The sequence below is a fragment of the Enterococcus sp. C74 genome (assembly GCF_040887125.1).
Lineage (GTDB): Bacteria > Bacillota > Bacilli > Lactobacillales > Enterococcaceae > Enterococcus_B > Enterococcus_B hirae.
This window is the reverse complement of record NZ_JBFOFA010000007.1, coordinates 113,120-134,607: the sequence shown is the minus strand read 5'-3', so window position 1 is coordinate 134,607 and position 21,488 is coordinate 113,120. Positions and strand designations below refer to the sequence as shown.

Sequence of the window (21,488 nt, the reverse complement as noted above, 5' to 3'; positions counted from 1 at the left end):
CTATTCAATATTTTGGATCTGTTCTCGGATTTTTTCTAAAATCGTTTTTAACTGGATCACTTGGTTTTTGATTTCAATCGCACTTGATTTTGAACCAATCGTATTGATTTCTCGATTCATTTCTTGGATCAAAAAGTCAAGTTCTCTGCCAACTGGCTGTTTTACTTGAAGTAATTCATCCAATTTGCCGATATGGATCACTAAGCGATCCAATTCTTCATGAATATCTCCTCGCTCTAATAAAATAGCGAGTTCAGTCAGCAATCTTTGTTGATCGACCGTTGCTCCCAAGTAATCTTCTAGTTTCTTTTGATATTTTTCCTGATACTCTTGTTCGTATAACTCAACAAATTGTTGTAAGTCATTTAATACTTGTTTCAGTTCATCACTGTTTTTCTGAATGATCGCCTCTAAGGCTGTCCCTTCTTTTTGGCGACTTTTTTCAATTTCATCTAGTGCTTCATGGACCGTTTCTAAAACCAAAGCTGTCAGTTCATCCATATTGTTTTCATTTTTTTCTTCAATCACGACAAAAGATTCATTCGTTGTCAAAGTTTCTAATAGACGTCCAATCTGTAATTGCTGTTTCTCTCCATAACGTTGGGTTATTCCTTCAGTTAAGTTCGTCATCAGCTCGTCAATCAAATTCCAATCAACAAAAACTTGTTTTTGATTTTGTCCCAAATACGTCAGATTGATAAAAACTTCGACTCGACCTCGACTTAAATGTTGTTTCATCAATTGGCGAATATCATTTTCGAGATAATTTAACAATTTAGGACTACGTATTTGCATATCTAAAAAGCGTTGATTGACACTTTTGATCTCAACTTCTATTTGATACTCTGCGGTTTCACGGGTGGCTTTACCAAAACCAGTCATACTTTTCATTCAACAGGGTCCTTTCTGTTACATATTTTCGATAGCTTTTTGTAATGCCTCAAATTCTTCATTGGTTAGAGTAAGCCCTTTACCCATTTTCTCATGTTCGGGCGCCCAGTCACGAAGATCGAATTTAGGTGGGCGGCCATTCCAGCTGACTAGGTTCAGCTCTTTTCGCCATCCTTTATTATTTTCGGATAAAACAGCGATCTCTTCTATGATTTCGTAGGAAAATTCTTGTGCCATGGTTGTTCCTCCTTTAGATAAAGTAAATATAAATTCAATAGGGTGTCAAATAACTGCGTATGAAGCTTAGATTGAAGTTGCTCGTTCTTTTTTTGTTTAACTAAATGAGCAATTTCATTGATTTGTTCCTGTTCACTCTTTTGCTTTTTTTGGTATTTTTGGACTCTGCGCCACTCATTACTATTTAATTGTCCGACCTCTCGAATCATTTGATCGAAAAATGAACTTGATTCTTTTTGAATGATCTGTTCGATCAATTCATCTACATCATAAACTTTATTCGGTAAAACGAGCTTTTTTTTGGCTAATAGTTCAAGCATCGCCACCCCGCATGTTTCAATTACTACCCTGTCTTTATATATATTACGCAGAGTTTGCCAAAATTTTGGTTGTTGAACAAAAGTTGTTTCTAGCTGAAGATCATTCACTAGATAGCTTAAAAATTTACGCCAATATTGTTCTGCAAGTTTCGTTGAATAGAACGTATACCAATTCCCCTCAAAATCACCTAACTTTTTTTTCATTTCCAGATAGCCTAATTGGAGATTGAATTGGTTTCTCTGCCGATCAAAAATCAAGAAGGTTCCCAATGACCAATTAGAGCGGCAGAGCCATGGAACAGTCTCTTCTGGTATCGTAATCTTCTTAGTCACTCCGGGACCATCCACATCTACTATTAAGCACTCCGTTGCCCCTTCTTTAATTGCTACATCCACAGGCAAATTATTTCGATAACCACCATCAATATATTTTTGTCCAGCAATGTTTCGATAACTCATAGCGGGATAAAACGAGGCCGAAGCTAGGATCCAATCAGCAATTTCATTGCTTGCCAATTGCTGGATCGGTGTCACCACTTCTTTAAAATCAGGAAGTCGAGTCGAAACGGTAAATAAACGAGGACTTTTCATTTTTAAAATCTTCTCAGCATCTAATTTACTTTTGAGTAACTTTTCCAAAGGGGTGATTGAGGCTCCCCCCTTGATAATTGCTGCTCTCGTCATTTGCCGTGTTTCTTGGATAAACCTTTTCCGTAGATCTTCTGATAATGCAGTTTCTGGTAGCTGTAATACTTGATTCGTTGCGAGGGATTGCCATAAAGAAAGAGCTTGCGATAAATCATCTTGCAAAATCAATACACCGTTTAACGCACCAACTGAAGTTCCCGTAATTACTTCAAAATGAATCTGATGTTCTTTTAACGTTTGCCAAACACCGATTTGATAGGCACCATGAGCGCCACCGCCACCTAATACTAAACCAATATGATAGGTCAGTTTTTTTTGCCAGATTGTCTGAGCCAACTGATTGTCTTGCGTATAACCATGATGAGATAGGAGTGTCTGCCAATATGTCGACAGTGGTTCAATCCATTGAAAAGAACAATATTTTTTGAAATAAAAACGGGAACACCACTCTATCTCTTTAAAAAAAAGCGTCCAACCAGGCATGTCACCCACCACTAGCACATTTTTAATCAGCCATTGTTCACTGGTTCGTTCGGCAATAAAATAAAGGGTATGTTTGTTACCGATCATCCGCCAAGCTTGCCTTTTCTTTGTTGCCAACCAAAAGGCATCACGGCTTTCCTGATGGGTAGCATAAAAGGGTAGCAATTGTTTGGCTCGTTGAAGTGTAGAGTAGAGGACTGTTTTTTCTGAACCGTACACTTGTTGAATCAGCATAATCTTCTCCTTTTTTATTATAACAAGACAAATATATTCTTTTAAAGTATACTATTTTTTTGAGAAATACTAAAATGAATACATTGTTCTTGTAAAAGCTATAACAAAATCCATTCCATCCATTTATACAAAAACAATGAAAATGTCCATGTTTATCACAAAAAAAGTGATTTTGTAATGGAATTTTAAAATAAAAGAAACAAGCTTTTTTTTAATAAATGTTGTAAAATGAAAGTGATAATGAGTGAGAGGAGGAGCATGATGTCTGAGTCAGTTTATGTACATATTGATACTACTAGCAATGCGGTTGTGACTAAGGGGCTGACTATTAGTGATTTTTCAAACAACATCGTGCATTTCCCACAAAATTTATTGTTATTAGATCCTTCAGAAAATGCTGGTGAATACGAATCCCATACTGGGTTGAAAGTGATTCGTGGAACAGAAAATATCCAACGCTTTTTCTCTTCTGCACGTAATCGTAATCATTCGAGTGATTTAAAATGGATCGATTTTAACGACTTAACGATGCTGAAAGAATTAACGCCATTAGAAATTTCAGAATTGTTATATTTTGGACACATGAAGACCCATCTTCACTCCCCATTTTTTTATAAATTACAAAATAATTTCGTCTACTTCGATCTTAACGATCAACTAGAACGAATCTATTATCGCTATTTAGATGAATTTTATCGGATCTTTGCCAATAAACTAAGTATCATCTTGTCAAAAAAAATCAATGAGAAAAAATCGTTTTTCAAACGAGATATTCCGGTCGAAAAAATTAGTGTGGAATTACTGAAGAATATGCGTAATTTGATGCAAGAAGGAATCATTTTTTCTTTTGAACAAGGTGGATTGATCGATAACGATTATCATATCCCGATCTATGTCATTGAAGATTATATTTGGAAGCTAAAAGGAACAAGATACCTTGATGAAGAAGCAATTGGCACCTTAGTTTATCATGCAGAAGAAAAACGCTGGGAGCTTGTAGGAGAAGCTGCGGAACTCAACTATACTCCTTTAAGCTGATGCTTGGATGTTCCCTCATTTTATACTTATAAAAAAAGAGCCTAGACACTTTTATAGTGACTGAGGCTCTTTTCGTTTATTTTTTCCCGATGAACAAAGCTGGAACTGTCCGACCGATCCCAAGCAAAACAACCATTGTAACAATTCCTGTAGCCAAGGCACTTGCACCATTCATGACTAAAGAAAAGAGCCATGGATTCATTCCCCACAAAGCATAACTTCCCCAAAAAACGACGCCTGCGACAAAATGCCAGAAATATCTAGCACCAACACCAACTAAAGTTCCTAATATAATAGTGGTTGTCATCCCTTTTTTATTGCCCATCGTTAGACTGTTTTGCAGCCTTTTAGCGAACACTCCTGCAAATCCTGCAAAGGTAAAAGCAATCGGATACTCGATCAATACTTGAATGACACTGAGATAATACACTTGTCCTGTTGGAAAATGTAAAATCCCCCAAATAAATCCTGATAAAATCCCTGCCTTCCAGCCTCTTCTTAACGCAAACAATGTCAGTGGAATCTGTCCTAATGAAATCTCAAAGCTACTACCTATTTGAAGAGGGATAAAGGATAACACCATCGCTAGTGCAGCTACAAGTGTCCCCTCAATCCATACTTTATATTTTTTCTCCATAAAAAAACTTCCTCCGTTCATTTGAAATCACAAAGGAGGAAGTAAATACAACATACTTCTACAACCAACGTTACATGACTAACGTCAATTGATCGTCACAATTCCTACGCTCGCATAACCGATACAGGTACGAAGGGTTTAGAAAAACTTCAATCTCAGCCTCATAAGGCTCCCCTTTGTGATACTATTCAATTTTTTAATTCTTATTTTTTTGTTTCAAACAATGGACTAACAGGTTTGTTTTCGTGGATACGTTTAATTGCATCACCCATCAAACCACCGACACTTACTTCATCGATTTTTTCGATCTTACGGTCATCTGGCAGATAGATCGAATCTGTTACAACTAAGCGTTCAATCGCAGAATCTTCAATACGCTGTAAAGCTGGTCCAGATAATACTGGATGTGTACATGATGCGTAGACACTTACTGCGCCTGCTTCTTTTAGTGCATTAGCCGCTAAGGTAATCGTCCCTGCTGTATCGATCATATCATCAATCAATACACAAGTTTTTCCTTCTACTTGCCCAATAATATTCATTACTTCTGCTACGTTTGCTTTTGGACGGCGTTTATCAATGATCGCAATTGGTGCTTTTAAAAATTCAGCCAATTTACGCGCACGAGTTACACCACCATGGTCAGGTGATACAACTACTACATCGTCCCCTTTAATCCCTTTTTCTAAGAAATAATTTGCAATCAATGGTGCACCCATCAAGTGATCAACAGGAATATCAAAGAATCCTTGGATTTGGACAGCATGCAAATCAAGCGTCAACATTCTAGTTGCTCCAGCTTTTTGAATCATGTTCGCCACAAGTTTTGCAGTGATTGGTTCTCTGGCACGAGCTTTACGATCTTGACGTGCATATCCATAGTAAGGCATTACTACGTTAATCGTTTTTGCACTGGCACGTTTCAAGGCATCAATCATGATCAGCAATTCCATTAAATTATCATTTACAGGACTACTCGTTGACTGAATAACATAAACATGTGATCCGCGAATACTTTCTTCAATATTCACTTGGATTTCTCCATCACTAAATTGAGTAACCGATGATTTACCCAATTCGACACCGACAGCTGCAGCAATTTTTTCTGCTAACGGACGATTTGAATTTAACGCAAAAATTTTTAATCTTGGGTCAAAGTAATGTTTTGACATGGGGACCTCCACTTTCTTTTTCACAACTCTAGAATTCTACCTATTAAATACTAGTCATATTTTCTGAATAAATCAAGGGGTTTTACAAAAGTCTTAGTTTAAATAAGGGAGTTTTTTAGCATACTCTTCTTTATTGACCTGTCTTGCACGGGCAATTGCCATAGCATATTCAGGGATATCCTCTGTGATTGTTGACCCTGCAGCTACTGATGTATTTTTAGCAATTTCCACTGGGGCAATGATATTTGCATTAGAACCGATAAAACTATGATCCCCAATTGTCGTGCGGTGCTTGTTTTTCCCATCGTAATTCACAAAGACCACGCCACAACCAACATTGATTTCTTCGCCTAATGTGGCATCACCGACATAAGTCAAATGACCAACTTTGGTATTTTTACCAATTTCAGCATTTTTGACTTCCACAAAATTACCAATATGGACACCTTCACCAATTTCTGCTTTTGGTCGTAAATGAGCAAATGGTCCCACGTCCGCATGACTTTTCACAAGACTTTTTTCGATCACAGAATGTTCAACTACCACATGATCTTCAATCACACTATCTACGATTCGAGAATGGGCACCGATCACGCAATCTGATCCAATGACGGTTTTACCTTGAAGTTGGACGCCTGCTTCGATCACTGTATCAGAACCAATCTCTACCCCGGCATCAATATAAGTCGTTGCTGGATCAACAAAACTTACACCATTGACCATATGCATTTTGTTGATTCTTTGGCGCATCAATTCATTAGCTTTAGCTAATGCAATACGATCATTGACTCCCATTGATTCGTCAAAGTCTTCTGTCTGATAAGCTACTACTGTTTTTCCAGCATCTTTGAGGATTTCAATGATATCGGTCAAGTAGTACTCCCCTTGTGCATTGTCTGTTCCTACTTTGTTCAATGCTTCAAACAGAGCTTGATTGTCAAAACAATAAGTTCCTGTATTGATTTCTTGGACCAATGCTTCTTCTGGTGTAGTATCTTTTTGCTCAACGATTTTTTCAACGATCCCAATATGGTCACGAATGATACGGCCATATCCAGTTGGATCTTCGGCTTGTGCGGTTAGAATCGTGGCACTCGCATTTTTTCCTTGGTGATACTCAAATAAATTGTTCAATGTTTCAGTGGTTAAAAGCGGTGTGTCGCCACTGATCACCAGTGTCGTTCCTTCTTTCCCTTGTAAAAAAGATGCGGCTTGTAATACTGCATGACCTGTACCAAGTTGTTCTGCTTGCAGAGCGTATTCACTACGTTCACCCAACTGTGCCTTTACTTGCTCAGCGCCATGCCCGACGATCGTGATGATTTGATCTGGGTTGGTTTCACTTACTCGATTGATAATATGCTCCACCATCGGCTGTCCTGAAACTGGATGTAAAACTTTATATAATTTTGACTTCATGCGAGTTCCTTTTCCCGCTGCCAAAATGATTGCATAACGTGCGTCCAACTGCGTCACTCCTAATTGTATTTGATGGTTTTAAGTTTAGCCCACTCTACTCAATTTTTCAACCAAGCAGACTATATTTGTAACTAGACCATTTTTATCTTGGGGGTTAAAAAATCACTTAGTCAATCAACAATAGTGAGAGAAAAATAGGGTTATATGAAAAAGGAGAACGAATTTCTCTCATCTGACAGATAACAGCTGGATATCTGATTTGTTGTTGCTTGTTGTTGTAGTGTTTCTATCGAAAATAAGCCAAAGAATTCCCAAAATAGGTGAAACTATTTTCGGATTCTCCGGCTTATTTCTCAGAGCTGGACACTTCTGTCACAATCTCTTCCAGCTATTATTGATCGGCAAATAGATAAATTTTCAATCTCTAATCTTTGAAATAATTTCCTGGTACAACTGTAATGTTTTTGGTCTTCGTGTCGACATCTTTCACGTATAGTAATGAAGTATAATCGTCAATTGCACGATGACCATTAAATTTGGATTCTGCAAAAACGGTGATTCCTACAAGTTCAGATTCAAACTCTTCGATCAAGCTCTTCATTCCATTGACTGTGCCGCCGCCTTTCATAAAATCATCAACGACTAGGACACGAGAACCACGTTTAAGACTTCTTTTTGATAATTCCATCTTTTCGATTCGTTCAGAAGAACCAGAAACATAATTCACACTAACTGTCGATCCTTCTGTGATCTTTGAATCACGGCGTACGATAACAAACGGTGCATTTAAATAATAGGACACAGCTTGCGCGATCGGCACGCCTTTCGTAGCAACTGTCATCACTGCATCGATTTTTTCACCTAAATACTTAGAAGCAATGATTTTTCCAACTTGGCGTAATAATTCGGGCTCACCTAGTAAATCGGATAGATAAACATAACCTCCAGGCAACAAACGATCTTGTTCAGACAATCGTTCAGCTAACGACTCAATGTATTTTTTGGCTTCTTCGTAAGAAATCTCTGGTATAAATAAAACCCCACCAGCGGCACCTGGAATTGTTTCTAGGGTACCATACCCTCGTTCCTTAAATGTTTTTTTGATAATTGCCAAGTCTTCACTGATCGAAGATTTAGCAGATTCATAACGTTCGGCAAAACTTGTCAATGAAATTAATTCGTGAGGATGATCTAATAAATACTGAGTCATATCAACAAGACGTTCACTGCGACGTACTTTCACATATTTCAGCTCCTTTTAAGAAATTATATCGTTTTACATTATATAAGTTTTCATTTAAAAATTCGAGCATTTTGTAAGAAAATAAGTTAAATAGTTCGGTATTTATCTAAATATAAGAAAAAGCAATGAAAATTTTTCGTTTTCATCGCTTTTCTTTTTGATTTTTTATTTATTTTTTCGCTTAATGGAAACAAGCACCCGCTTGAACAAATTGACCACAAGAAACAACACGATAAAGACTAGTGTGATCGTCGCACCCGGTGGCGTATCTAGATAAAAGGAACTTGTTAGTCCCGATAACATGCCGATAAAGCCAACACCGATACTAATGGCAATCACCACATTGAAACTTTTGCCTAAGCGCATACCGATCGCTGCAGGCAGGACCATAATTGCTGAAATCAATAATGCCCCGGCAATTGGGATCATGACAGCAATCGCAACACCCGTGATCACGTTGAACAGCATTGACATACGGTGAACAGGCAGACCATCCACATGGGCGGTATCTTCATCAAAAGTCAGCACGTACATTGGTCGCTTGAACAAAAAGAATAAGAAACCAATAATAACAAATAATACACCCAAAAAGATAACTTGATCCCAAGTAATCGTCACAATCGAGCCAAAGAGGTACGATTGGATACTTGTGGCTGAGTTTCCACCACTAAGATTCATCAAAACTAATGCCAGCGCCAGTCCGCCAGCCATTAAGATCGCAATTGAAATTTCTGAGTAGGTACGATAAATCGTACGTAAATATTCTAAAATCACCGCAGCTAATATTACTACGAACATCGTAGTCAACGTTGGATTGATATTCAAAAAGAAACCCAATGCCACCCCTGCCAGTGAAACGTGTGACAGTGTATCTGCCATCAATGATTGTCTTCGGATCACTAAAAAGACACCTAACATTGGAGCAATCCCCGCAATAAAAATGGCTGCTAAAAAAGCTCGTCTCATGAATTCATATGAAAGCAACGCCATGGAGAATCCTCCTTTCTTACCAAACGAATTTGTCGATCTGCATATTGCTTGATATCCTCATGATCATGAGTAATCATCAAAATTGCCTTGCCATGTTCATGGGCACTATGACGCAATAGTCGATAAAATTCATTACGAGATTCTTCATCCATTCCCGTTGTCGGTTCATCCAATATAAATAAATCTGGGTCAGTCGCAAAAATACGTGCTAAGCTAATCCGTTGTTTCTGTCCACCGGATAATTCTCCGATCCGTCGATGACGCATCTCCCACATTCCAACAGATTCTAAAGCTCGTTTAACATGCTGATGATCTTTTTCAGAAAGTCGTTTGAACCAACGTCCTCTCGGATAGCGACCGGAACGAACCAATTCTAAGACTGTACTTGGAAAGCCAGCATTAAAAGATGCCACTTGTTGGGGAATGTAACCAATACTTAATTTTTGTCCTTCTTGATTTTTGGGGGCGATTTTCACTGTTCCCTTAGAAGGTTTTAACAAGCCTAAGGAAGCTTTGATCAATGTTGATTTTGCTGCACCGTTTTCTCCTGTTAGAATAACGAACTCTCCTGCATCAACGTGATAAGACACATCTTCTAATACAGGTTCTTCATCATAATAAAAAGTCAAATCGGATATTTCGATATAATGCACGCGAAATGCCTCCGTTCTTAATTAATACTTTCTTTTAACGCTTTTAAGTTCTCTTCCATTACCGAAATATAATTTTCGCCGGCTTTGATTTGTTCACTTGTCAAACTCTCTAATGGATTCAATACTTCTAATTTAACACCCGTTTCTTTCGACAATGTTTCCGCCACTTTGGATGATGCATTTTCTTCAAAGTAAATCACTTTGATCTTATTTTTGTTCACAAAATCTTTTAGTTCAGCTAAGCGGCTTGGTGTGGGTTCTTGATCAGGCGTTACCCCTGCAATCGCTTGTTGGTGTAAATCATACTGATTCGCTAAATACGCAAATGCGGCATGTTGCGTCACAAACGTGCGGTTTTTGGCATCTTTGAGTGCATCCGTATATTTTTGGTTCAGGTTTTCTAATTTTTTGATATAAGCATCCGCCTTTTTATCAAAAGTTGCCTTTTTATCAGGATACTTTTTCCCAAGCTCTGAAGCAATTGTTTTGACCTCTTTGATTGCTAACACAGGATCTAACCAAATATGTGGATCATACTCATGCGAATGACTTTCAGAAGAAGCTTCTTCATGTTCATGATCATGGTCATGGTCTTCTTCTGCTGATTTCAGACGATCAATTCCTTTAGCTGCTTCAATCATCAATGTTTTATTCGTATCGACAGAATCTTTCAATGAGTCAACAAAAAATTCCATATCTGGACTATTATAAACAAACACATCCGCATCAGCGATTTCTGCTTGTTGTTTTGCACTAGGTTCAAAATCATGCGGTTCAGTCCCAGACGGGATCAACAACTTGACGTTTCCTTCATTTCCAACTACTTCTTTCGTAAATTCATACATCGGATAAAAGGTCGTAACAATCGTTAACTCATTTTTCTTTGAATCCTTTTGGTTCGTACCACCACAAGCCGCTAATAAAAACATCCCTACAGCTAGTGTTAAACCAATCATATATTTTTTCATAAGACTCTCCTTTCGAACAAATCGTAAAATTACGATTTATCAACGGAACTTAATGTATCAGAATAAAAAAATAGAGTCAATAGAAATCCTTCAATTTCTGATTTATACGAACAAATTCAATGTAAACCGTAAAATGAATGATAGTTTGTTCATGTTACTGAGAGCCCAACAAGCTATCTAGTCCATTTTTTCCAATTTCTAAATAGAATAAATAACGTTTAGAGCAGCTAAGCTGCAACCAACTCAAAAAAATCTCAAAACAGCTTCTTCTGTTTTGAGATTTTTTATTCTTCATCTCTTAGCAACAACTAGTTCTGGCCTATTTTACAACGTGCGTACTAAGTATACTTCATCACAGAAACCTTTCAGCCCGTTATAGACTCTTTGTGCTCTTGAATAATGTTGACATAAGGCAAAGACTGTCGGTCCGCTTCCGCTCATCAAAGCGGCATCTGCCCCATACTTTAACATGCGTTCTTTGATTTGATGGATAATTGGATGACGTTTGCCGGTAACATCTTCTAAACTATTTCCCATGTATTGAATCATCGTATGGTAATCTTGTTGCTGGATTGCCTCCACTAGTCTAGGAATGTTCTGATGCTGGATTTTTTGCGCATCTACTTCTTTGAAGACAGTCCTAGTCGAAACACTCATTTTAGGTTTCACCAAGATTACCCAACACTGAGGCATTGAAGGGAGAACTTGGACCACTTCTCCTTTGCCGCCAACAAATGCAGTATTACCATAAACACAATAAGGCACATCCGTACCAACTTCCAAACCAATCTCAGCTAATTCTTCCAGAGAACAACCGAGATTCCATAGTTGATTGATCCCTCTCAGTGCAGCTGCACAATCTGTGCTGCCCCCACCCAGTCCAGCTGCAACTGGAATATTTTTTTTCACAAATATTTTTACGCCTTTTTTGATATGATACTTATTCTTAAGCAATGTTGCTGCTTGATAAACGTTATTTCGTTGATCTACTGGCAAAAATGCCTTATTCGTTTCTACGATGATTCGATCCTCAGGTATCTCTTCAAAGAATAAGTGATCTGCTAAATCTACACTCGACATTACCATTTCCAGCTCGTGATACTCATCGGGACGCTTGTACAAGACATCTAATCCCAAATTGATCTTAGCTGGTGCTTTTTCTATCAGTTCCATCCTCTCACCCATTCAAAAAGTCTAAGTCGCAAGTATTCTATCACAGAGAAAAATAAAAGTATAGCTCATACGAGTGACGTGTTTACGATCTTAGCGGTTTTCTCAGACCTTTTCTGTCTACAGATAAAACAAACCATCCTTCGACCACATTCATTTTCTCTAGCTACCGTCAATCACTTTTTCACGTTTTAAACTATGGGTAGCTAAAACACGTCACCAGTTATTCCTCTATTGACGCAATTTACAATTCCGTTAATACTTCTTCTGCAAAACTGATACTTTTTTCTTTTCCCTTTCCAATTAGTATAAACAACTGTAATGTGGCAAATGTAAAACTGCTTCCCTTCATGTAAGCAAAATAGCGACCTTCCCAGCGAGTGACATAGCGCAGTTTTTCTTCATAGGTCGATTGAAATGAGTAAAAGAAACTACCATAATTATAAACAATATGCATGATGCGCTCTTGAAAGAATGCAAAGTCTGTTTCCCCTACATTTGCTAACGGAGCTAAACCAAGATTTGTCTCAAGATAGCCCTTTTCTTGGTAGACAATAAATAGATTGACTAATAAATAATCGGATAGTTCAGCAGGTTCATCTGGCAATACACGTAATAGATCATAGCCTGCTTGGCTTTCAGATATTGGTTGCTCTGTAATAAATCCGACCACTTTTTGTTCTTTGCGTACCACTCCAACACCGCTGGCTAACAGATAAGATTCGTCAAAACGCCCAACAGAAAAATGCTTTTCTCTCGCACCATGTAACCACTGATCCGAAACCTCACTCACCGCAGCTAATAATTCCTCAGGTAATTGTTCGTACCAAGTAAAATGATAGCCTTCATTAGTTAGACGCTGGTACTCTAGCTGTTGATTGACCCAAGGCATTTCTTCTGTAGTCAAATCTGCCATTCCCACCTCGCCGACTTTTGTAAAATGAAAACCTAATTCATGCAACATTACCACATATTTTTCTGAGATCTTGTAAAAAGCAATTTGATACCCTAAGCAATCAGCTTTTTGCATAAATTCTGTAATAGCAGGACGAATCATTTTAGGATTGCCAATCGGGTCTCCCAAAACAAAGCATTTATTTCCTTTGATCTGGTAACCAAAGACGACTTGATCCTCTCCATTTTGTTGATAGTAATAATATTTATATCCTGGTAAACGAAGATAATGACTAGCAGATGTCCCCTGATAGACGGTCAACATCTGTTTGAATCTTTCGATTTGTAAATCTGACCCTAACTCATTCGTTTCAGAAGCAAGGTACTGATACAATGCTACTAATGCCAACAGCGAGATCCCTAGACCAAGCAAGCCTGAAAACCAAACTTCATCGGATGGGAACAGGAGAAAGCGATCAGCTGTCAATCGATTTACCCAAAAACGTCCACTATGATACCCTGCAATTGCATAGACGATAAATAGAAACCCAAACAAACATAGATCAAAAAGAATGGCACCCCATGAATAAACAAATTTCTTACGGTAAAATTCTTTCCGAGCTAGCCAGACAGCCAGAAGAATCAAGATATACACTAAAATCAATTGCCAAGATAATGTTCGAGTAACTGTGTTAATGATTCCAAAAGCTAATAAAGCAATAGTTGGTAAAAAAGCCTTCTTCACTTTCATTGCTAATGCTCTTCCCAACCCAAGCAATAAGAATCCAATCAATAGATTCAACGTTTGGTCTAAAAAATTAAACGAGAAAGGTAATAAAATCTGAAACAATCGACTGATCGCAGAAAGATTCGTAATCGTAGATAGTAACACCATCATGATCCCTGCAAAATAAACGGCTGTGACCAAAATAAAATGCGCGATTTTTTGAAAGAGCAGTCGTGGTATATTGTCTAAAAAACGATTCACTTTTACTCCAGTATGTGACAGAAATAAAAATAAGCCAACCGCAAAAGGAACCACATAATAAAACAAACGGTAATAAAGTAACCAAACCACTGCAATATCTTGTCGAACAGCTAACTGACTCATACCTAAGATCATCAACACATCAAATGTCCCGACACCCCCAGGAACCATTGTCAACATACCGATTAACGTAGCGATAATAAACATTGGATAAATCGAAAATAAGGAAATATCTACATCCATCAAATAACCAATCGCTAAAAAAACGACCAATGCTCCAGTCCATTGCCCCACAGAAGCTAACAGTAACCCGACTAGACCCTTAGGATAGAATTCCGCAAATAATGTTTTTCTTTTTAAATAAGCAAAGAAAAAAATAGCCGGTGCTATCACACTACCGCCAAGTAACCAAATCCAATAACTTCTAAAAATACTAGTAGTTTGTAGAAAAAAAACATCAATGAACGTTAGAAATGACCATAATGATAAACCAGTCAACATAAATAATGCAACTTTAGAAACGGTAGCAAGTACCATTTTCCGATTTGTTTCTTTTCCATAAAAATTTGCTCTAAGACTAGCTCCAACAATTCCTCCAAAGCCCGCTAAGTTATTAATTGTATTCGTAATAAAAGCAGCTAAGAAAAAATCGTGACGCTTCATTTTAGGTTTCCCTTGTTTTTCCAACACGCGAATCGTCACCCAGTCATACAACAACATTGTCAAAACACCGATCAACCCCACTAAAACCATTAAACACAGCGTAACATAACTTTGTTGTCGCATAGTTTGCCAAATATCTTGCCAACTCATTCCATTTGCAATATTTACGACTTGATTGGCAACGAAAACTATAATAGATCCAAAAAAAATCATTTTTAAAATCAAGCTATGATTTTTCAACCACTGAAATGCCGTATGACTTTTATTTTTCACACTTTACCATCCTTACTTGAAAACTTTCAATTTATAAATCAATGTTAGCTTATTTACCTTATTTTTACCACTTATGCACTAGTTTCACCTGTTTATGTATCTATCCACACGCTTTATTCTTTGCTTGCCCTTCATTGAAAAGAAAGCTATGCTAAAACAAAAGGAGAGGATAACATGAAAATTGGATTCATTGGAACAGGTAATATGGCGCAAGCAATCATTAACGGCTTGATTGAACACGAAACAGTGGCTAAAGAAGATATTTTTGTCTCAAGTGGTCATTTCGAAAATGCACAACGTTTTGCAGAAGCAACTGGTGTAACCGCCTGTCAAACAAATCAAGAAGTCGCAAAACAAGTAGATGTCATTTTACTGGCAGTCAAACCTAAAATCATTGACCAAGTACTGAAGGATTTAAGAAAATATAGTCAGAAATGTCTCTTTATTTCAATTGCTTCAGGAAAATCATTACATGATCTGGAAAAAGCCCTAAATGACCCCGAAGCGAAAATCATTCGTGTCATGCCAAACGTAAACGTTAGTGTGGGTGCAGGTGTCTCTGCTATCTGTAAAAATCATCATGTCACATATGAGGAATTCAAAGAAGCAACGCAAATCTTTGAAGCGATCGGCAGTGTCTATCCACTGGCAGAAGGTGATTTCAGTACGTTTATTGGGTTAGCCGGTAGTTCACCAGCATTTATTTATATGTTGATCGATGCCATGGGTCGTGCGGGTGTCTTTAATGGCTTACCTAAAAAAATGGCAACCGAGATCGCTGCCAAAGCTATTATGGGATCTTGTCAAAAATTCCTAGCAAGTGATGAAAACCCTTGGGAGCTGGTTGACCAGGTTTCTTCCCCTGGCGGAACAACCGTTGCAGGTGTTGTGGCTTTAGAAGAAGCTGGCTTCATTCCTGCTATTATCAAAGGGATCAATACAACGATCGAAAAAGATCGAGAAATGCTGGATAAGAAATAAAACGAATGAGTCTGAAGGAATCTTTTTACTAAAAAAAGTAGGACATTAATCAGATTTTTTCTGATTAATGTCCCAGATTCAGACTCTTCATTCTGAATTATTATTTTTCAATATTCACAATAAAACCTCTGAAACCTTTCATCCGTATATATTTTAGCAACAGCTAGATAAAGAGCCACAACCAAAACTACCACAACCAAGGCTACCCATTGTTCCGCAGATGGTATCTAGCGAAGCATTCAAACTATGTTCGTTGTTTAATACTGCTAATTCTTCAGAAACATTGCCTGCTTTCATTAATAGTCCTACTGCCATTTTCTTCACCTCCTTTCAAGTTGATCAATCATTTTTTATTGTCATCAACTGTTTGTTACACTTATCAATCTATTATTCAATCAGATCCTATCTCTTCATTCGTATTTTCGATGGAAGGATTTATCTATAAATCGAATAAAAGTATGTTTGGTATGTTAGGGTTCTCCAACGCTAACAATCCCAAAATCACCCCGGAAAGACCGGTCATCAAACCAACATCTAGAAACTCGTCTTCTAAACAACTTTCATTAATTGTTCGTTTGTCTAAGTATGCATTCCAATCATCGAGTAAGAACGCATATGACTTTATATTATGATGAATGAAGAAATGACGGTAAAGCCACATATTTCCTAAAAAGCCATGACATAAGCAACTATCTACACGTTCTTTGTTTAATTCTTCTTTTAATCGAGCAAAATATAATAGCTCCTCTGGGCTTTCTCCTTCCATAAGATATCGATGAGTAAGCATTCCTACAAGACCATTACAATAAAAAGTATTTTGCTCAATCCATTTTTCTCCTCTTGTATCAAACCACACACCGTTTTTACGATGTTGGTTTTCAAATAAGGTAACTGCGCCAATCGTTTCTTTTATTTTGGTTACCGAAAATAACTCTTCATAAATCGCTAAAGCATAAAGAATACCTGATGTTCCGTGAGAAAAACCTAAAATAAGTTTCTTTTCTACAGAGGATTCCCAATAACTTCCTTTTCCCTCTGATTCTATTAAATTATTTAATAAATTCTCCACACAAAGTCCAATTAATTTTTTTAATTCTTTATTAGGGCTCTTTTTATAAATATTACAAAAAAGTAGTAATAACCCCGCCGTACCACTCATAATATCCAGAATTTTGTCTTTTTTTATTTTTTGTCCCAGATATTGAAGGATATCTTGCTCAATTGCGATCAGTTTTGATGTTCGCAAGGATGGAGCAATCAAATTAAATAAATAGATATAACCACCTAATCCAGAAAAAACCCCTATATCATAATTTTTTTGATTAGATAAATCAAAATGATCAAGTAAATCATTCAATATTAATAGAAATCTGTTTTTGTAATCAAAATCATTTTTGGTTTTCCATAAATAATAGTAAGTGATTGCTACACCAATTTTCCCATTATACAAACTGTTATTCATTGGCTGCAGTTTTAAACGAATTTTAAAATCTTTGTCTTTTGTTAAATCTTCATAACCGGTATGAAGCCACGTCACCTGCTTATTGTGTACTATCCTTTTACTATGGATGTAAGATTCTAAAGTCTTGATCTCATCATTTTTTTCTCCAATTATAAAAAGATCTTCTAACGTAATATTTTTATCTCCAAAGCTTTTTTGCAAAATATTTAATTGGTAGTTTAAATCTTTCTCACTAAGAGAATGGATCTTTTTTTTCCATAGTGTTAAGAAATCTATACGACTGTTATTCGTAAATGTCATTTTTTTTGAAATGTTAAGTGTATTTGAGTTAAGTTTTGAAAAAACATAAGGGATATCCCCCTCTAGTATGTCCTCAATTTCATAGGTAAGAAATGGTGTAGAACCAAATCTTGCCATTTGAGAATAGACAAATAACAAGCGATCAAACGGTGCTGTCAAGAACCTAGGATGATAACTTAAAGTCGCTATTTTACTGTAAGTTGCTGTTGGTTTTATTAAATGTCGGATAGTAATATCATTTTTATAGCGCTCAACAATATCAATCAGCTCTGATTTTTTATCCAAAAATAGGTGAAATGTTTCTGTAAATCCTTGATAGATCTGTTGCTTATAGTCTAAAAAACGATAATTTTGTCCATGATACATCGGAACATTAGAATATGAATATTTAAATCCATCAGAATTTTCAGTGAATTTAATTTCTAAATCATCTTCTGAAACAATCAATTGTGGTACTGAAAAACGTTGGAATAAGTTTTCATGGCTTCCTAAAGCCGAAATATCATCTTTAAAAAATTCGTTGTACATAGGTACAATTCCAGAATTAAGAACAGAATTAGTCAAAATTTCATGTATCTTATCATTTACAGATAATGCTTCCATACGATCTAAATTGTTAAACAAGCATTCTAAATCAATGAGCATGGGTGAACCACCACTTGCAATTAGATTTTCAAGATGAATATCCGAAGCATTTAAATAGAAAAGAATTGCAATAATTGCCCCCATTTTATAATAGAAATCTTGAACTTCTTCTTCTGATTGACAAGGATCACTTACAATAAATTCTGACCAAGAATACGTTTTACGATTCAATAATTTTATTTGTGCTAGTTGTTTGTTAAAATTATTTTTATTAAATAAAGCAACGCATTCTCCAAATAATAAATCATTGTAATTACTTCGTGGTTTATAAATAATTTTATTCTTTTTACCTGTTATCACGAGTGGAAATTTTCCTGACAGATGCGGATCACCCAAAGAAAATTCAACTCCTATTTCTTGATCAAGTTGAATACTAAACAATTCGTTAATTTCCTTTGAATCATACTCTACATGTTGGATAACTTCAGAAATGTAACAGATTGTTTCTTTGATTTTTTTATCTATTAAATTGAATAAAACAGGAAATCTTTGAAACAAACCTGTGACGTATTTCTCATTAGATAAATAATTTCTAATATAACTTTTCACAGAGAGTTTTTGTAACTGTGACTTTAATAGATTAAAGTCATAAACAATCGTTCGCAAAAGAATCTCATGAATATCTTTGCAAAGGTTTTCATTAATGTTATTGCTAACATTTTTGTATTTTATTAGATTTGGGTACTTCATAAAATATTGCTCAGTTAGCTTTATTGTTACTTGTTGCGAGAATTTTTCAATTGAATCAACTTGTCTCCATTCTTTTAGTTCATTCAACATCTCTTCGTTCTGATCTTTTAGCAGTTTTTTTGAATGAACATACTGTTCCTTAAATTCATTAATATTCTGAAAATGAAAAAATTGTAAAAATTCCTCTTGCATATCTGAAGTCATAAATTCTGCTAAATTGTATTCCAACAACTCATAATTATCCATCTGCTTATCCCACCTCATCTATATTTAGATCATATAGAATCAATTACTTGTGTTTTCAAGAACAAAAACTATATCTTTCTACCCAATAAATCCTAGTAAAAAATTGTACATAAAATTGATTTCAAACTCATAGATCAATATATTACGAGTTTATACAACTTTTATCTCTCGTTAACAAAATGTACACTAATGCAACAAATTTTATTTCCTAACTATTCTTCATCCTAGTTTGATTTTCTAGTAGTCATTAAGAATAATTTTGATTTACTTTAATGATAGAATAATCGTCTCTAGTTAGATTATGCCTACTTCTTATTAAGAAGCTAATTTAGAACTCAAAGTTAACACACCATGTTTATAGCTGCTCAACCTCTTATCAAAATAATGTTAAAACGATCAAGCTTGATTAAATAGTGGTTTAAAACAAAAAAGACGCTACGATTATCCTAACTAATCGTAACGTTCTTTTATTTTTTACTTAGCGTAGTCTGTCGCACGCGTTTCGCGAATAACGATGACTTTGATATGCCCTGGATAATCTAATTCTTCTTCAATTCGTTTACGGATATCTCGTACTAAACGAACTGCATCTAAATCAGAGATCTCTTCTGGTTTTACCATAACCCGAACTTCTCGTCCAGCTTGAACAGCAAAACTAGATTCTACTCCGGCAAAGCTATTTGAAATGTTTTCTAAGCTTCTTAAGCGACGGATATAATTTTCCAAGGATTCACTTCTAGCTCCTGGTCGTGCAGCGGATAAGGCATCTGCAGCAGCTACCAAGACAGAAATAACTGACGTTGCTTCAACATCTCCATGATGAGATGCAATCGCATTGATCACTACAGGATTTTCTTTGTATTTAGCAGCTAACTCTGCGCCGATCTCTACGTGAGAACCTTCGATTTCATGATCTAATGCTTTCCCGATATCATGAAGCAAACCAGCTCGTTTAGCTAATTGGATATCTTCGCCTAACTCAGCGGCTAGTATACCTGACAATTTAGCAACCTCTACTGAATGTTTCAAAACATTTTGTCCATAGCTAGTTCTAAAATGAAGACGACCCATGATTTTGATCAAATCTGGATGAAGGGTATGCGCACCAACTTCAAACGCCGCTTCTTCCCCATACTCACGGATTCGTTCATCCATTTCTTTACGCGATTTTTCGACCATTTCTTCGATTCGTGCAGGATGGATCCGTCCATCTTGGATCAGTTTTTCTAAAGTCATCCGAGCGATTTCTCTACGAATTGGATCAAAACCTGAAAGGACCACTGCTTCTGGTGTATCATCAATGATCAAGTCAATTCCAGTCAATGTTTCTAGTGTACGGATATTTCGTCCTTCTCGACCAATGATGCGTCCTTTCATTTCATCATTTGGTAAAGTTACTACGGATACAGTTGTTTCAGATACTTGGTCTGCCGCACAGCGCTGAATCGCTAACGATAAAAGATTTTTGGCTTTACGATCTGCTTCTTCTTTTGCACGTTGTTCCGATTCTTTGACCATTAACGTCAATTCATGATTCAATTCTTCTTCAGTTGATTTCATGATGACATCTTTTGCATCTTCTTTAGATAAACCAGCAATTTTTTCTAATTCTCTTTGTTGTTCTTCAATCAACTTTTCAACGTCTTTTTCTCGCTCTTCAATCAATTGCTGTTTTGAACTAAGTGCTTCTTCTTTGCTTTCAAGTGAGGTCTCACGTTTTTCCAATGAGTCATCCTTACGATTCAACGTTTGTTCACGCTGAATTAAACGATTTTCTTGAGATTTTAATTCTAACTTGCTTTCTCTCAACTCACTCTCCACTTCAGAACGATATTTCTGGTTTTCCTCCTTAGCTTCTAACAATGCTTCTTTTTTTAGAGTTTCTGCTTCTTTCTTTGCACTATCAATAATTCCAGCTGCTGATGATTGAGCACCTGCAATTTCTTTTTCATGACGTGACTTTGCAACCATAAACCCTAAACCAAGACCGACAATTAAACCGATGATAGCGAGGAGAATATTGAATACCATAAAATCCACCTCCATACTATCTTTTTCATTTTTATCATCTATATAACTTTTATGATAAAGTACTCTAAACTTGTTAATATGCTTTATGCATAGGTGTACAAAAACATGCACAAGTTTATTCTAATGTTTGTACCCCGTAGTGTCAACTTTAAATACATAAGAAACGGCTTTCTCGATTTTCATTTAAAGGTCATTTTATGAATAAAAGATAA

17 protein-coding genes and 1 riboswitch are annotated in these 21,488 nt (G+C 36.4%); of the genes, 2 read left to right on the top strand and 15 right to left on the bottom strand.

What is annotated here, in order from left to right:
* The 3 genes from AB3H93_RS10350 to AB3H93_RS10340 are packed head-to-tail and all read right to left on the bottom strand — an operon-like array spanning position 1 to position 2,813.
* Complete coding sequence (locus AB3H93_RS10350; protein ID WP_368020535.1) at positions 1 to 891, bottom strand: YicC/YloC family endoribonuclease; 891 nt, start codon at positions 889 to 891, stop codon at positions 1 to 3.
* Positions 892 to 909: 18 nt separating this feature from the next.
* The gene (locus tag AB3H93_RS10345; RefSeq protein WP_010720605.1) at positions 910 to 1,128 is read right to left on the bottom strand and encodes a YdbC family protein; all 219 of its coding nucleotides are present in this window, start codon (positions 1,126 to 1,128) and stop codon (positions 910 to 912) included.
* Positions 1,098 to 2,813: a patatin-like phospholipase family protein gene (locus AB3H93_RS10340; protein ID WP_034700036.1), complete on the bottom strand. Its 1,716-nt coding sequence runs from the start codon at positions 2,811 to 2,813 to the stop codon at positions 1,098 to 1,100. Before AB3H93_RS10340 ends, AB3H93_RS10345 begins: the two co-directional genes overlap by 31 nt.
* Positions 2,814 to 3,074: 261 nt before the next feature.
* On the opposite strand from AB3H93_RS10340, the gene AB3H93_RS10335 reads away from it, so the two are divergent.
* The gene (locus AB3H93_RS10335) at positions 3,075 to 3,851 is read left to right on the top strand and encodes a hypothetical protein (RefSeq protein WP_010720607.1); all 777 of its coding nucleotides are present in this window, start codon (positions 3,075 to 3,077) and stop codon (positions 3,849 to 3,851) included.
* Between the two features lie 76 nt (positions 3,852 to 3,927).
* Here AB3H93_RS10335 and thiT read toward each other — a convergent pair whose 3' ends face one another.
* From thiT to mprF, 9 genes are all read right to left on the bottom strand, one after another.
* A complete protein-coding gene (thiT, locus tag AB3H93_RS10330) occupies positions 3,928 to 4,488 on the bottom strand; it encodes an energy-coupled thiamine transporter ThiT (protein WP_010720608.1) in 561 nt (186 codons plus the stop codon).
* 84 nt (positions 4,489 to 4,572) lie between these two features.
* Positions 4,573 to 4,674: riboswitch (TPP riboswitch) on the bottom strand.
* Between the two features lie 17 nt (positions 4,675 to 4,691).
* On the bottom strand, positions 4,692 to 5,660 hold the full coding sequence (locus AB3H93_RS10325; protein ID WP_010737274.1) for a ribose-phosphate diphosphokinase: 969 nt from the start codon (positions 5,658 to 5,660) through the stop codon (positions 4,692 to 4,694).
* A gap of 93 nt (positions 5,661 to 5,753) precedes the next feature.
* Positions 5,754 to 7,127 carry a bifunctional UDP-N-acetylglucosamine diphosphorylase/glucosamine-1-phosphate N-acetyltransferase GlmU gene (glmU, locus tag AB3H93_RS10320; RefSeq protein ID WP_368020534.1) on the bottom strand — a complete coding sequence of 458 codons (1,374 nt, stop codon included), beginning with the start codon at positions 7,125 to 7,127 and terminating at the stop codon, positions 5,754 to 5,756.
* A gap of 376 nt (positions 7,128 to 7,503) precedes the next feature.
* Positions 7,504 to 8,322, bottom strand: a complete 819-nt coding sequence (gene purR / locus AB3H93_RS10315; RefSeq protein WP_010720611.1) for a pur operon repressor — start codon at positions 8,320 to 8,322, stop codon at positions 7,504 to 7,506.
* A 165-nt stretch (positions 8,323 to 8,487) separates the two neighbouring features.
* Positions 8,488 to 9,312 (bottom strand): metal ABC transporter permease, encoded by an 825-nt coding sequence (locus AB3H93_RS10310; protein ID WP_010720612.1) that lies wholly within the window; start codon positions 9,310 to 9,312, stop codon positions 8,488 to 8,490.
* On the bottom strand, positions 9,285 to 9,965 hold the full coding sequence (locus AB3H93_RS10305) for a metal ABC transporter ATP-binding protein (protein WP_010737272.1): 681 nt from the start codon (positions 9,963 to 9,965) through the stop codon (positions 9,285 to 9,287). The genes AB3H93_RS10310 and AB3H93_RS10305 overlap by 28 nt, the downstream gene beginning before the upstream one ends.
* A gap of 17 nt (positions 9,966 to 9,982) precedes the next feature.
* The gene (locus AB3H93_RS10300) at positions 9,983 to 10,933 is read right to left on the bottom strand and encodes a metal ABC transporter substrate-binding protein (protein ID WP_368020533.1); all 951 of its coding nucleotides are present in this window, start codon (positions 10,931 to 10,933) and stop codon (positions 9,983 to 9,985) included.
* A 324-nt stretch (positions 10,934 to 11,257) separates the two neighbouring features.
* Positions 11,258 to 12,106, bottom strand: a complete 849-nt coding sequence (ispE, locus tag AB3H93_RS10295) for a 4-(cytidine 5'-diphospho)-2-C-methyl-D-erythritol kinase (protein ID WP_014834412.1) — start codon at positions 12,104 to 12,106, stop codon at positions 11,258 to 11,260.
* A 241-nt stretch (positions 12,107 to 12,347) separates the two neighbouring features.
* On the bottom strand, positions 12,348 to 14,921 hold the full coding sequence (mprF, locus tag AB3H93_RS10290; RefSeq protein WP_368020532.1) for a bifunctional lysylphosphatidylglycerol flippase/synthetase MprF: 2,574 nt from the start codon (positions 14,919 to 14,921) through the stop codon (positions 12,348 to 12,350).
* 174 nt (positions 14,922 to 15,095) lie between these two features.
* On the opposite strand from mprF, the gene proC reads away from it, so the two are divergent.
* Positions 15,096 to 15,902 (top strand): pyrroline-5-carboxylate reductase, encoded by an 807-nt coding sequence (proC, locus tag AB3H93_RS10285; protein WP_010720617.1) that lies wholly within the window; start codon positions 15,096 to 15,098, stop codon positions 15,900 to 15,902.
* Positions 15,903 to 16,055: 153 nt separating this feature from the next.
* Here the strand turns inward: proC and AB3H93_RS10280 are convergent, their stop codons facing one another.
* The 3 genes from AB3H93_RS10280 to rny form a co-directional block, all read right to left on the bottom strand.
* On the bottom strand, positions 16,056 to 16,217 hold the full coding sequence (locus AB3H93_RS10280; RefSeq protein ID WP_010720618.1) for a hypothetical protein: 162 nt from the start codon (positions 16,215 to 16,217) through the stop codon (positions 16,056 to 16,058).
* Positions 16,218 to 16,341: 124 nt separating this feature from the next.
* Positions 16,342 to 19,245 (bottom strand): type 2 lanthipeptide synthetase LanM, encoded by a 2,904-nt coding sequence (gene lanM / locus AB3H93_RS10275; RefSeq protein WP_368020531.1) that lies wholly within the window; start codon positions 19,243 to 19,245, stop codon positions 16,342 to 16,344.
* 474 nt (positions 19,246 to 19,719) lie between these two features.
* The gene (gene rny / locus AB3H93_RS10270; RefSeq protein ID WP_010720620.1) at positions 19,720 to 21,276 is read right to left on the bottom strand and encodes a ribonuclease Y; all 1,557 of its coding nucleotides are present in this window, start codon (positions 21,274 to 21,276) and stop codon (positions 19,720 to 19,722) included.
* Between the last annotated feature and the right edge of the window lie 212 nt (positions 21,277 to 21,488).

Bases quoted from the DNA above. Each gene is read 5' to 3' on its own strand.
- AB3H93_RS10350 (WP_368020535.1), bottom strand. From the start codon at position 891: ATGAAAAGTATGACTGGTTTTGGTAAAGCCACCCGTGAAACCGCAGAG.
- AB3H93_RS10325 (WP_010737274.1), bottom strand. From the start codon at position 5,660: ATGTCAAAACATTACTTTGACCCAAGATTAAAAATTTTTGCGTTAAAT.
- rny (WP_010720620.1), bottom strand. From the start codon at position 21,276: ATGGTATTCAATATTCTCCTCGCTATCATCGGTTTAATTGTCGGTCTT.
- lanM (WP_368020531.1), bottom strand. From the start codon at position 19,245: ATGGATAATTATGAGTTGTTGGAATACAATTTAGCAGAATTTATGACT.
- ispE (WP_014834412.1), bottom strand. From the start codon at position 12,106: ATGGAACTGATAGAAAAAGCACCAGCTAAGATCAATTTGGGATTAGAT.
- AB3H93_RS10340 (WP_034700036.1), bottom strand. From the start codon at position 2,813: ATGCTGATTCAACAAGTGTACGGTTCAGAAAAAACAGTCCTCTACTCT.
- proC (WP_010720617.1), top strand. From the start codon at position 15,096: ATGAAAATTGGATTCATTGGAACAGGTAATATGGCGCAAGCAATCATT.
- thiT (WP_010720608.1), bottom strand. From the start codon at position 4,488: ATGGAGAAAAAATATAAAGTATGGATTGAGGGGACACTTGTAGCTGCA.
- AB3H93_RS10310 (WP_010720612.1), bottom strand. From the start codon at position 9,312: ATGGCGTTGCTTTCATATGAATTCATGAGACGAGCTTTTTTAGCAGCC.
- AB3H93_RS10300 (WP_368020533.1), bottom strand. From the start codon at position 10,933: ATGAAAAAATATATGATTGGTTTAACACTAGCTGTAGGGATGTTTTTA.
- AB3H93_RS10280 (WP_010720618.1), bottom strand. From the start codon at position 16,217: ATGGCAGTAGGACTATTAATGAAAGCAGGCAATGTTTCTGAAGAATTA.
- AB3H93_RS10345 (WP_010720605.1), bottom strand. From the start codon at position 1,128: ATGGCACAAGAATTTTCCTACGAAATCATAGAAGAGATCGCTGTTTTA.
- AB3H93_RS10335 (WP_010720607.1), top strand. From the start codon at position 3,075: ATGTCTGAGTCAGTTTATGTACATATTGATACTACTAGCAATGCGGTT.